The organism is Nocardia sp. NPDC004604, assembly GCF_040609795.1.
In the GTDB taxonomy this organism is placed as follows: domain Bacteria; phylum Actinomycetota; class Actinomycetes; order Mycobacteriales; family Mycobacteriaceae; genus Nocardia.
Window position 1 is genome coordinate 1 of sequence record NZ_JBEXLC010000086.1, and the last position, 13,681, is coordinate 13,681.

Below are 13,681 nucleotides of genomic sequence, written 5' to 3' on the forward strand. Positions count from 1 at the left end.
CCTATAATTAAATTATAGACGTTACGATTTAATTTGAGATGGAACGTGGAATTCGAAATGAATTCTGTTGCATCTCTTTTTTATACTCTTTTAACCGGCGAGACCCCGCGGCATTTCGGCGCCGGCGTGCCCGTCGAGTGCCGAATCCGCCGTGCCGTGGTTGTCGTCGGTGCCGAGTCCCCAGCGTGGTTCGGCGTCGGGCGTGGCCGGTGTGGCGGGGCTTGCCGGGGGCTGGTGGACGGTTACCACGGTGAAGGTGCGGTTTTGGTGATTGATGAATCGGTCGAGGAAAGCGCGAGCGCGGGTGCTGTCGGGGGCGAACGTGTCGTTCGCGGTGTCGAGATCGTGGTAGCTGCGATACCGGAAGCTGAATTCGTTCCGGCCGGTGACGGTGATTTGGAGCCGCCCGTCGGCGTCGCCGAGGAAGATGCGGGTGCCCGGCCGGTAGCTGGGCAGACCGTCGCCGGTGACGTCGGCGATGGCCATGTCGAGGTCGAAGTTTTCCAGGAGTGCGGTGGGGTCGTCGAAAACCTGGGTGGTGTGGCCAGGGGGCGCGAGAATTTCGCCGTCGGCGGTGTAGCAGATTGCACTGACCTTGGCCAGGTCGTGGCGAGGTGTGGGCGGAACTGAGAATTGCCGGCCCGTGGTGGCGTCCCTGATGGTGACGGCGCCGCCGTCGGGGACGACTTCGAACCAGTATCCGTGTGCGCCGACGCCGGTGTCTTTGTCGAGGTGCGGGGTGGTGTAGGTGTGGCCGACGAACGCGGTGGCACCGGGCCCGGATGCGAGGAGATGGTCGATGATGATCCGGTGGGCGGTATTGGGGTGGGTGCCGTAGTCGTGTAGAGGCGCGCCCGCACAGATCTCGAGTCCCAGGCGTGAATAGCCCCGGAGTCCCGCGGGAGGAGGGACGAAGATGTGGCGGCTGTTGTTGCGGGCTTTGATGGCGGCGAGGGTGACGGGGACGCACTCGTTGGGGGGCGGAGCCTGAGGTTTACGGGAAGGCGCCGACGGAGACTGATGCGCGGCGCTGCCGTCGGTCGCCACGGGGGCCGGCGGTTCGGGCAGCGGTGTGTCGAGCGCGACGAAGTCGTTTTTGTCGAGCTTTCCCTGCCTGGCCAATACGGGGGCATTGGTCAGCGCCCGTTCGATTCTCTCGGCCTTCTCGTCCACATTATTGTCAGTCCCGATGCGACGAGGCTCGAGGTCCGCACTGTAACGTTCGATACGCGCGAGCAGATCGCGCTTCATCGAGCTTATCGAGGCCTGATTGGCTGTGGTAGCTCCGATGGCATGCAGCCGAGCGTGGATATCCTCATCCTTGATTATTCCCGCGACCAGGCATTGTAGAATCCTGTTTTCCAACGACAACTGCGGCCCGGGCGCGCCCTGCGCCAAATTCTTGATGACCTTCAGGTCGGGCGGACCCAATTCTTTACGGTCGTACCCGATGGCCAGGGTTGCCGCCCGAGTTTCGGCCGGATCGCTACCCTTGATCCCGAATTCCATAACTACTTGCCTGAAGGCGCCCGCTACCGCACGCGAGGTGATACAGGACTCCTTGCCCTCGCGTTCACGGCGGGTGGCAATATCCGAAAGCGAGATGTAGCCGGCGGCACGGTACCGGAGCACTTCCCGGTGCTGGATTTTCAATTTCGAATCGGGGTACCGGGGCTGTGGGAATTCGGGCAGGCTACTGATCAGGTCGTGGTCGAGCTGGCCTGCCTGGAATGCCCTGTCTGCGATTTCTTCACGTTGGGCGAAGGGGCTGGGCCGCAGGTCCAGCCCGAGATCGTGGGCTGCGGTGAAGAGTATCATCTCGAGTTGTTTATAGGTGAAGCCGTCGGGCTGGTTGGAGGTGTTGAGGTATTCGACGATCTGCTGGTTCGTGTGACCTTTGAAGATGTGGTGAAGAACGGTTTGCTGGTCGGTTACGAGTTTGCGGCCGGGGATTTTTGCGGTGTGGATCCCGCCGGTGGACGTCTGTCCCGTTCGGTAGGTGCGGTCCTGGGGATTGTGGTGGAGGTAGCGGATAGGGGTCCCAGGGGTGGGGTTGGTGATAACGGTGTGACGGGTCCCGGACGCGGTGATGTCGTGGTTGGTTTTGGTGTAGTCGGCGGCGGCGTAGGCGATGAAGGGCAGGCCGGGGTATATGGCGGAAAGGTGGTCGGTGGTGTGATCGTCGCCGAGTGCGGCGATCACGTCCTCGAGGGCTCGGGCGCGTTCGGCGGTGATCCAGTTGTCGAATTCGGTGCGGCGGGCGTGTTCGACACCGACGGCATCGTTGTCGTCGTGAACGCGGGGTTTGTTGTCGAATTGCTGTCGCCGCGCGTTCTCGCGGGCCAGTGCGACGTCGAGGGTGTGGGTGGTGATGTGGGGGTGGTAGTCCTCACGGTAGGTGTCGAGGTGGTCGGCGATTTTACGGTGCAACTGCCGGGGGGTGATCTCGAGCGTGTTCGCGAGGGCGGTGACGAGTGGGTGGTGGTCGCCGCTGGGGTCGCTGTAACCCCAGTGGGCTGGTTCAGGTGTGCTGAGGCTGACGTGCGAGGGGTTCTGGGCGTTGAGGTGGTTGCGGAATTCGGTGGCGGTTTGCGATCCCGGTGGGCCGGGGATCCCGATGTCGCCGTTGTCGAGGATGGTGGCGTTGATGTTGTTGTCCGGGGACGTGATTCGGGTGCCGGTGGGTAGGAGATTGTGGTCGATCAGGTAGGTGAGATCGGCACGGGTGACGGATCCGAAAGTGTTGGGCGGCGGGTATTGGATGAAGGCCGTGGTGCCGGGGTGGTCGGCGTCGTCGATGTGGCCGCGGATCAGATCGAGGGCGTTGTCGCCGGTCACGGGTTCGCCGGGGTTGCCGGTCGAGGGGTCTTCGGGGCGCAGGCCGTGGTCGTCGGTGACGGTGAGCCGGATGGTTTCGTCGTCGCGGGCAAGATAGATGTGGGTGCCGGGTGGGTAGCCGTCGGTGCGATCGGGGTCCAGGGTGAGGGCGAGGGTGGGGTCGGCCAGCAGCATGTGGGGTTCGTCGAATACCCGTATGCGGTCGGCACCGGGGTACGCGTGGGCGCCGGTTTCGCCGGTGCCGGCGAGACGTTGCGGGTCGTGCTCGATTTCGGTTGCGTCGGGGCCGAGACCGAAACGCGGGCCGTCATCGGCGGTCTGGAGTGTGCCGGTATGGATACCGGAATCCTGGGCTACGTTCGGGCGCCCGGCCGAATGAGAGTCGGCGGAATCGAAGATCTTGTCCAGAGCCGGGCCGAAGTACGTCTCACCGGCTGGCGGCGCATACGCCGAAGTAGTACGACCGGATGCGCCGGACCCGTTGGGCCGCAAGAAGTCCGAAGAGCCGTCGAACGATGACTCCTTCGGACGTGCGCCTCGGGTGGTGTCCGCAGAGCTGCCATCGGGCCGAGCCCCGGCCTTCTCCCCCGCCGGAGGCGCATTGGCTCGATGCGCGGCGGGGTCTTCGCCGGGGAGCGGGTCTCGTTCTCCCGGAACGGGTTCCGCGTCCTCGTGCACGCGGTGGGGCGCGAGCAGCTGTTCCTCGGCGCGGCGCTGCAATCTCGGCGTCGTCTCCTCGCGCAGTACTCGCTTTGTTTCATCCACGCGCTCATCGGCCTTGTCGAGAGCGTCCTGTTTCTCCGCCGAGGGATCGGCCTCGTACCGGTCGGCAGCCCGGTCCCACTCGTCTATCGCCCGGACGAATTGGGTAATCTCGCGGACGGCTTGCGCGTCTTCGATTTCGGCGCGGAAGTCCTCCGGCGAGCGATGTATCTCCGCCGACCCGGGCGTGCCGCCGTTCTCCCGGTCCTCGCCCGACCCGCCACGGGCGGCCCGCCAGATCGCCTGCAACACCACCCGCATCGAAAACGCCGGGCCGCCACTGACTATGGCGAGCACGCCGCCGAGCGCCTTCGCCGCCGCCGTCGGCTTCGGGTCCGTCCCACGCACACCCGACTTGTTGATGAACATGACACTGCCCGGCGCCCCGAACTGCTTCACCAACTCCGCGGCCTTGATCTCGGCGGCATCACCGCCGCCGTGCTGCTCGTACCAGTCGGCATCGATCGCGGTATAGGTGAATTTCACCCCGTCTTTGATCGTCAGACCGTGCTCGCGCGCATAGGCCTGCATGCGCTGATCGACGATCGCGTCGACCCAATCGGTGACCCCGCGCTCGGACAATTCCTTGTCCCGCCAGTGATTCAGTTCGATCCTGGTCTCCTCGACCATCCGGCCGCCGCCCGGCTTGTCGACCACCCGCTCCACCAGACGCTCGGTGTTTCCGCGGATCTCGGCGTTGTCCAGCGACATATGCCATACGGGCCGGCCCGTCTGCTCGATCCCCACGATCGTGCCGTCCTGCACGGTGAACGAGATCTTCGCGACATCGATGACACGGGTTGCCATGCCCTTGAATTTCGCCTCGCGAGTCCCGTACTCGACTTGGTCCGGATCGCCCAGTTTCGATTTGTAGAATCGCTCGATCTCCGGGACCCCGAAATAGTCACCCCGCTCGTCGCGCGCGCCGCCCCAACTGTCGTACATGACGTCTTCGACTTCTTTCGCCGTGCCCGACACACCCTTCGGATTCTTCAGATACCGGCTGCCGATCCACTGATTCAGCGACATCGTCAGCGAATCCTCCGGGTGATCACCCCGCACCGTCACGCCCTCGACGACGTCGAGATACTGCCCCAGCTCCTGCAACCGCGTCTCGCTGGCCTTCTCCCGATCCCACGACAACTTGTCGGTGGTCTTCGCATGAATCAGCATCACCTTGTCGTGCTCCCGCGAGGTGATGAAATCGGTGCCGCGTTTGAGCCCCCACCTGGCCAGTGCGAAATTGGTGTACTGCTTCGCTGCGGCGAGCACCACATTCCGGTCCCCGCCGGTCGCCGCCGCCAGCTTTTCGACCGCGGTATCACTCAACCGCGCGTGCCAGAGTCCCTTCGTATTCTCCGGCCTGCCGAAATCCTTGTCGGACAGGCCATGATCCAGTACCGCCACCCGGAACTTCTCATACGCGTCCTTCAGCTCCGCCACCTGCTCCAGATTTGCGTCCTCTCGAGCACCCGGCGACAGCACACCCCGCACCTGCCCGTCGAAGGCGGTATCGACCTCGTCGAAATTCCCGACACCCTCGGGCAGCGGCCGGAACCGCCGCGACGACCCGTGCTCCTGCGCCACCGCGTTCAGATGATCGGCCAGCTCGTCCACATGCGGCTCCGTACGCAGCCAATCCCGCAGCCCCGCAACCACATCCGCCGGCGCACCCGCCCGCTCGATCTCGTCCACCATGGCGTGCGCCTCGTGCAGGCCGGCGAAGATCACCGCCTCTTTCGTCCCCACCACCAGCAGGCTCCGGCCCTGGTCCCGGGCATCCCAGGCCCACTGCGGGAACGGCTCGCTCTCCTGCAAATGCACCAAATCCACACCCGCGTCCGGGTGATGCGATCCCAGGTACGTCCGAACCTCGTTCATCATGTCAACCACCAGCGGATCGCTGCTGGTCAGGCTGTTCACCACACCGTGCACGCGGGCATCGCGGTACCCGGCCATGATCATCAGCAGCGTCTTGCCCTCGCCGCCCTTCATATCCGCGGGGCCGAACTCGGTCAGCACATACGCCAGCATTTGAGTCTCGCGCGGGGTGCGACTCTCCGGATCCCGGCGCGTCATCCACTCCGGCATCGCCGCCACCCGCTCCGCGCGAGTGCCGACACGCACCAGGCGATCCACCTCGTAGTCGCTCGCCCGCCGCCCGGTCACCGGGTCCGTCTCGGTGGTCTTGCGCAACACCTCGTCCCGGAACACGAACGCCGCCTTCTGCACCGCGTCCGCGGCCGCGAGCGCCTTTCGTGACGCCGCCTGCATCGCCGCCCGCTTGTCCGCCAGGCCCGCCTCGTAGGCGTCACGATCCGGTTTCTTCGCGTTCTCGACACCCGCGAGCCGGTCCTCGATCACTCCCAGCATCGTGGTCTTGAAGTTTTCGACCGCCTGCGGATACGCCGCCTCCTGCTCCTCCAGTCCCTGGCGCAACTCCTCCACCCGCGCCTGCGCCTCGGGATCGGACTGCTGCCGGCTCAACGCCTTCCGCCACACGGCGGCTCGCTGCTCGACCTTGTTGCCGAACGCCTCCTGGATCCGCCAGGCCGGCGCCAGCTCACGACGCTCCCGCTGCACCGCCGCCCGCTCTTCCGGATTACTTCCGGTGGCGGTCAGCAGTGCCTCGTGCTCGATCAGTTCATCCCGCAGATTTCGCGTGCGCTGCTTGACTTCACGACTCAACTGCTTCAAGTATTCCGGCCGCGGCTCGTTGCCGGCGCGGGCCTGCTCGTACTCGTTACGGCTGTCGCGCAACGCATTCCGCGCCGTCTCGACCCGCTGCTGCGAGGTCTCGATATCCCGCATACCGGTCCCGAGTTCCGCCTTCGCCGTCTCGTACTCGGCCCTGGCCTTCTTCAGGTGGCTCGTGGCCATATGCAAATGCTCACGGGCGGTGAGCATCTGAGCCTCGGTGGACTCACGCATCCACACCGCATCCTGCTGAGCGGCGGCGATCCTGGCCTCGGATTCGGCCTGCAGCTCCTCGTAACGCTCCTGCACCGCATGCTCTACCGCAGCTTCGTGCGCGGCGTGCGCTTCCTGTAGCTGCGACTGCGCCTCGTCGTGCATCTCACGCAGGGCGGCCGCGGAGTTCGATCCCGGCTCCGGCGCCCGATCGCCTTCCACCATCCGACGGGTGTCCTCGACCTCCGTCCGCGCCGCGGTCAGCCGATCCCGGGCATCGATCACGCGCGGGTGGTCGCGGACCTCGCCGGTGTCCCGCAAGCGATTTCGCAGCTGCTGCTCGCGCCGGCCCATCGGCTCGTCGGACTTCGGTCCGCGCTGCGGGTCGGGATCGGTGTGGTCCTGGCTCGCGCGGTCTTGCGCACCGGGGGTGTGGACCTGTTCGGGAATCTCCGCGGCCGGGGTCTCGTCGGTGCCAGTGGTCTCGCGTTGGGGCTCGGTCTGATGATGATCACCGAGAGAGTCGGGGTGAGAAGTACTGTGCTGCTCAGAAAGGGCTGGCCCACGGTCATTTTCGGACAGGACCGAGTCGGAGCGCTGCTCGTCGGCGCCGGGCGTCCGAAGCTGCGGGTCACCATCGTGCTGACCGACGGGGACATCGGGCCGAGACTTGGCAGGCTGCTCCGAAAGGGCTGGGCCACCGTCATTCTCGGACAAGCCCGAGTCGGAGCGCTGATCGTCGAGGCCGGGCGTCCTGCGCTGCGGGTCGACATCGCGCTGATCGACCGGGGAATCGGGTCCAGATTTGGGACCTTGCCCGGAAAGAGCTGGGCCACGGTCATTTTCGGGTCGGCTCGAGTCGGAATGCTGTTCGTCGGGGCCGGGCGTCTCGCGCTGCGGGTCGGCATCGTGCTGACCGATCGGGATGCCGGGACCAGGCTTGGTGTGCTGATCGGAAAGAGCTTGGCCACCATCGTTTTCGACCAGGTCCGACTCGGAAAGCTCGTCGTCGGTCCAGCTGTGACTCGACGCCGAATCGTCCGAGTGGTCGAACAGCGAGTCATCCGAATGCGAGGCGGTCGAGTCGCTGTCATAGTCGTCGTGCCCGTCCGGCCGCGACTGCGCGGTGGTCTGCTCTTGTGGAGGAGGCGCCGGGGGCTTGGGGAGGGTGCGGTCCATGCCCGGCGGGGCGTGCGCGTCGTAGGCCTGGGTGCGCCGGGAATCGATCAACTGCTTTTCCACAGCTGCCTTCTGCAGCTCGGTGGCCTCCGGCAACTGGGCGGTGGCGTGTTCCAACTCGTCCCTGGCCTGTTGCAGCGCCTCGCCGGTCTTGTCGAGATCCGCATGGTTCTCGTTGGTCGCCTGATTGTGCGCCTCTTCGGCCTCGGAGTGAACCTTCGCAGCGTTCTGGTATTGAATGACAAGCGTTTTCACCCGCGGATGCGGAGCACTGCTCAGGTAGTCCTCGGGCGAGATGTAGTGCTTGACCTGGCCGGGAGTGCCGCCTTCCTCCCGGCTCATCGTGGGGTCGCCGCTGCGCGCGACCCGGTTATCGACCTGATGATTCACCCGGGCCGAATAGGCGGGGCCGCCGCTGACCATCAGCTTGAGACCACCCGGATCGTTCTTGTCATGTCTGGTGATGGCCTCCTTGACCACGTCAACAGTGATACCGCGTTGCAGCAACTTGTTCCAGATGCTGATCGCCCCCGGATAACGGTTCTTGTCAACGACTGTCTCCACATGTTCCTGGGCCGCTTGTTTGCTGGCGAACGAGTCCATCGTCGCGGCGTCGATGATATTGATCTTGATAGGGACGTTCCGCGCTGCCGCTTCGGCGCGCAACGCCTCGGCTATCCGGGCGACATCGGCGTTGTCCATCGCCGCGATCAGGTGCGGCGAACCCTTCTGCTCCAGCGCTCCGGTCTCCGGATTCCGGACGAAAGCGCCACGCAGGGGCACCTCCGCCCCTGTCTCCGGGTTCACCTCGACTTCTCCGTCGAAGGCGGCATTGGCCATCGCCGCATGTTTGGTGTCGCGGTCGGGGAAATGCTGATCGGGCAGCCGTTTCATATTCGAGTCGAAGTGCCGCTCCACCCGGGGGATCGGCCCGGTCCCGAATTCGGTGTGCAGGATATCTTCCACACCGCGAGGAGTACTGGCCGTCTTGGTCAGCAAAGTGCCCGAGGTGCCACTGATCTCGAAATGCCCGCCGGTGAACAACTGCTTGTTTGTAATACTGACCGAATACTCCGGATCGGCCGTTATATTACGGCCGTCGGTCTTGCTGTGCATCAATTCCAGATACTTCGCGAACCCGTGCCACCGGCTCGAGCTCCCCTTCTCCGGATCGTCCATGACCTCGTCGGTGGTCTTCGACTTGATGATCTTGATCTTGATGTCACCGTCACCGCTGACCAGGTAATGGGAATCCTTCTGCGGCCCCCACTCCGCCTGCGCGGCATGCGCATACTCCTCCGCCTCCCCATCGGTGATATCCCTGCTCAGAAACACTTGCAGCTTGTCCCGGCCGGCACCGGTGAGCTCGGAATCGAACATTCCCGAAATATCCGGATTCTTACCGAAATCGGTCGGCTCCAGCACGCCTTCGTCCTTGGCCCGCTGCAGGTTGTTCCAGATCTCCTTGGTCGCCGCCACGAACTCCGGACTCGCCTTCTCCCCCTTTCCGGGCGACAAGACGTAGTGGGAGTCTTCGTCGATCAGCTGGGCGTCGATCTCGTCGATCGTCATCTTGCCACCCGGGAACGGCTCGAAACGCCTATCCAAACCCCTGGACTCGGCCGCCGCGTCGAGCAACTCCTTGTACACCCGGAAATTCGGCGCCTCCTCCAACCCCTGCCGCAGCGTCTTCAGATCCTCCGGCGACAGGCCCGCCTGCTTCAACTCGTCGAACATCAACTGGGCTTCCTTGACCGCCCGGAACCCATAATCCTGCCCGGTGCCCGCGACGATCATGCGGTCTCCCGGCTCGCGCACCGGGAACGGCTGATCGGAATCCAGGTGATAGACCTTGATCCCGAAGCTGCGCTCGGACACCATATTCAAGAACTCGCGCTCGATGTGTTTCACCAGCGGGTTGCTACTGGTCACCACGTGCGCCATGCCCTCGTCCAGGGCGATGTCCACCGACCGCAGCACGACGGTCATCTCCTTGCCCTCACCGGTGTCCATCTCCCACAGACCGTGCTTGGCCAACAGCTCCGCCGCATCCTGGGTGGGCCGCTTCACCTTCGCGGTGCCGGTAGCGCCGGTGACGCGCCGGTTCAGCTCGTTGAGCGCCGCGTTGGCGTCCCGCTCCGAACCGTTCATGATCCGGTCGTCCAACTCCGCGTCACCGAGCTTGGTCAGCGGGCCCGACTTGTCCTTCGGCAGCCCGGGACCCGCCTGCGTCTCGAAATACTCCTGCCGCGCCTCCGCCGCGGCCCACGCCGCCTCCACCCGCTCACGCGCGACCGGCTCGAAAGCCTCGTCCTTGCTGATCTTCCCGTCCAGGAAGGCCTGCCACCGTTCCCCACCCGACGACCGCGAAGCCTCGACGAGCTTGTCCAGCGCCCCGCCCACCGTCTCCTCGTGCTCGGCCATCACCCGCTCGAAAACAGCCTCGGCGGCCTCCCGATCGGTGGCCTGATCGAGCTCGCGCCGCGCGTCCTCGACCCGCTGCTTCGACGCCGTGATCACATCGGTCTGCTCCCGACGCTCCTGCGCCGCACGGCTTTCCGCCTCATTGATGCGATCCCACGTCTGCTCGGTGGTCTCCTGTGCACGGACCTCTTCGAGGTGGGAGTTCTCCCGCTGGGGTCCGGGTGCGTGCTGATCGGCGGGGGTATCCCGGCGAGATGTGCTGTGCTGCTCCGAAAGTGCGCGGCCGCCGTCTTCCGACAGGCTCGACCTGGGACGCCGGAGTTCTTGGTCGCCGGTTTCGTCCCGTCCTCGTTTGGGACCGGATCCTCGTTCCGGCACAACGCTTTCCGGATGCGAACCGGAGCCGTTGCGCGAGTTGCGGGAAGCCGGCGGACGCTGCCCGTCCGGATCGGAGGCACGGTGATCGCCCGCACCGTCGTCCCCGGTCCGCCTGGTCGCCAGGCCCACGGAGCGCTCCGGCTCCACCGACGACGCCCGCGATGACGGGCCCGCAGGCTGATCCTCGCGGCCGTGCCTCTGCCCCGTCGAGTCCGCCGGGCCGGACTCGTTGCGCGAAGCGGTGATACGCGATCCGCGGTCCGAGGCCGCCGAGGAGATGGGCGCCTCCGGGCGACGAGACACCGGCCCGGTCTCCGGAGTGCTCGCCCGAGTCTCCGGAGTGCTGGGCCGGGTCTCCGGCGTGCTCGGCCTGGTCTCCGGGGTGCTCGCATGGGTCTCCGGGCTGCTCGGCCGAGTTTCCGGCGTACTCGGCCTGATCTCCGGAGTGCTTGGCCGAGAGGGCATTTCGGAGCTGCCGCCGTGCCTGCCGATCCCCGACGCCTCGGGTGTGGTCCGGACCGGACCTTCCGAGCCCGCCAAGGAACTCGTCTCCGACGCCGGACCCCGCATCGACGATTCCGATACCGACCGCGAATCCGCCTCACTGGGCGTGAACTCACGCTCACTCGGCATGAACTCGTGCTCACTGGGCGGGCGCGAAACGACCTCGTTCGAGTCATGCGAAGCGACCTGGTTCAAATTGTGCGGGGTGACCTCGTCCGAGGTGTGCGAGGCGACCGCGGTGAATCCGCCCTCCGAGTGCTCGAATACCGACGGACTCCGCGAAAGATTCTCGGGGACAACCGAACTCTTCTGCGTCGTCACCTCCGCGGGCGACCGGAACTCGTGCGAACCCTGCGGCCCCGGCGACGACGCCCGTGACACCGGCTCCGAGGTGGAACCGAACTCTCGGGTATGCGATGGCGGCGCACTGTAGGACCGATCCGACCCCGACGTGTGCGACGACGACCCGTCGCTGGCGTTGGTAAAGATCGAACTAGAGCGGGACGGCGTCGCGCTCGAATTCGAAAAAGTCGAAATATTCGAGATGCTGCCCCTGCGCACCGGCGCCGGTTGCGCCGGCGCGGTGCTGTCGTGGAACTCGCGCGGCCCGGTCGAACCTCCCCGCGACTCACCGTCCCCACGCTCGGATCCCGGCCGATCCGAGGGGCGGCCGCCGCCGTTTTCGGAGCCGTCACCCGGCGACGACGACGGCCGGGTCCGCTGCCCCGAGTTCCCGTTGTCATCCACACGATCGGGCATGATCGAGCGGCCACCCCCACCGCCCCGGTCCGGCCGCGAATTCCCGGAACTGCCGTCGAAATGATCGCCACCGGAAATCTTCAAATCGGTGGGATGCAAGGTCGACGACTTGGCCAGCGCCGCGTCCCGCGCATGACCGATCGAACCGTGCAAAGCACCGAACATACCGCCGGCCGCACCACCGGCGAGCATGGCCGGATCGAACTCCCACTCCCCCGTCAACAGCCCACCGGTCACGAAACCGGCGCCGACACCCGCCAAACCACCACCGACACCGGCTACGAAGGCGACGCCGGTGGCCCTCGTCGTCGTCATCCCCCATTTTTTGGTGACCCAATTACCCAGGCCCTTACCGATGACACTGCCGACCGGCGCACCCACCGCGCCGCCCGCCGCACCCACGGCTCCCGCGACGAAGATCCGCTTCATGTCGTAGCCGTCGATATGACCCTTCGCGTTCTGGAGACCCTCCACCGCGACCTCGGTCAGGAGGCCGAGGGCACCCTGCGACACACCGCTGATCGCGGCCAGCTTCCACAGCGGCATATTCGCGATCGTCTTGGCGTGGTTGACCAGCCACGACAGCCGCGTGGCCAGCGTGCGGCCGATCACCGCCATGACGCCCTCGGTCTCGGCTTCCAGCGCCGGAATCACCGCCGCCCCGAACCACGTCGTCAGCGCGTACGCGATCTCGGCCGCCAGGATCGACAGCGTGATGATGACCTGCAGCTTGGTGTGCTCGATCTCGGCGCCCATGTCGTGGGCCGATTTGCCGATCTGATTCAGATTTTCGACCATCTTCGCGATCGACTGGTCACCGGAGAAGAATTTGTCGAACTGGCTCTTCATCTTGTCGGCGCCGTCGCCCGAATAATTGTCGGTCGCGGTATTACACGCGGTGTGCAGTTGCTCGATGAGCCCGTTCAGGCTCTTGGCCGCGGTCTTGTAGTCGTCGTCGAGCGCGAACATGCTGTCCTCGTCGCCCTTGGGCCACGCGGCACCTGCCAGGTAACTGAGCCATTCCAGCCCAGCGGGCATCTCGATGCTCATCGATCGGCGCTTCCGACGCCGAATTCACCACGCCCCGTGCGACTCTCGGATGCCGATGGGCTGGGTGCGCTGGGGCGCGGCACGGCGGCATGCGCGGCCCAGCCGGATACACCGGACCGCAGCACGATCGGAAGTCCCCGGCATACGCCGGACACTTTCCCGCGCTCCGGCCCGGAGATCCCGGACCACGCATGCGAATTCGCCATCTATGCCGACCAGCCGCCGATCAGTCGCGGTCGGCGACCGACCACTGCCCGGTGCGCGCGTCACCGGACCCGGCCTGCTCCCGCTGGGCGGGCGAATCGAACGACGCCCGTTGCAGCTCGGGCGTTTTCGTGCGCAGATCGGGCAGGCCCTCGACCATCGACGACAGGCTCGGCAGCCGGGACCGGGTCTTGCGGATCGGCGCGATCAATTCCTCGGCCTTGCGCGCGACCTCGGCGGCGGCCTCCTGGGTGGCATCGGTGACCGCGTCGGCGATCTCGTCGTAGTCCAATTCGTCGATGTCGTCGGCGAATCGGGTCTCGATCACGACACCGTCGGCGTTCACCGTGATGCGCACCTTGCCCTCGCCCGCGGTAGCGGTGGCGGTGAGCTCGACACGCTGCTGCTGCACCTCGGCGATCGAGCGGATATGCAGATTGATCGTATCGAGCAGATCGGCGACGTCACCCTTGGTCTGTTCGTTAGCCACGTCGAATTCTCCTACCCACACCAAGATATGGACCCCACCACGAGTCCATATCGATTCCCTGCTGAACGTAGCACCTCAGGGAGCACCGAAATCCTGTCATGACACGTTTATCACGCCATTCTTACCGGTCAGCAGTGATCTGTTACGCCAGTATTATTCGAAATTTACCGGCGTCGTGTTGGA

At 65.4% G+C, this 13,681-nt stretch carries 2 protein-coding genes; both read right to left on the reverse strand.

Annotated features, from left to right (window positions below; genetic code table 11):
• Positions 1-90 precede the first annotated feature (90 nt).
• A complete protein-coding gene (locus ABZW16_RS27515) occupies positions 91-12,804 on the reverse strand; it encodes a hypothetical protein (protein WP_354958958.1) in 12,714 nt (4,237 codons plus the stop codon).
• Positions 12,805-13,030: 226 nt separating this feature from the next.
• A complete protein-coding gene (locus tag ABZW16_RS27520; RefSeq protein WP_354958959.1) occupies positions 13,031-13,498 on the reverse strand; it encodes a YbaB/EbfC family nucleoid-associated protein in 468 nt (155 codons plus the stop codon).
• Between the last annotated feature and the right edge of the window lie 183 nt (positions 13,499-13,681).

Coding starts and splice junctions, on each gene's coding strand:
- ABZW16_RS27515 (WP_354958958.1), bottom strand. CDS start 12,804: ATGAGCATCGAGATGCCCGCTGGGCTGGAATGGCTCAGTTACCTGGCA.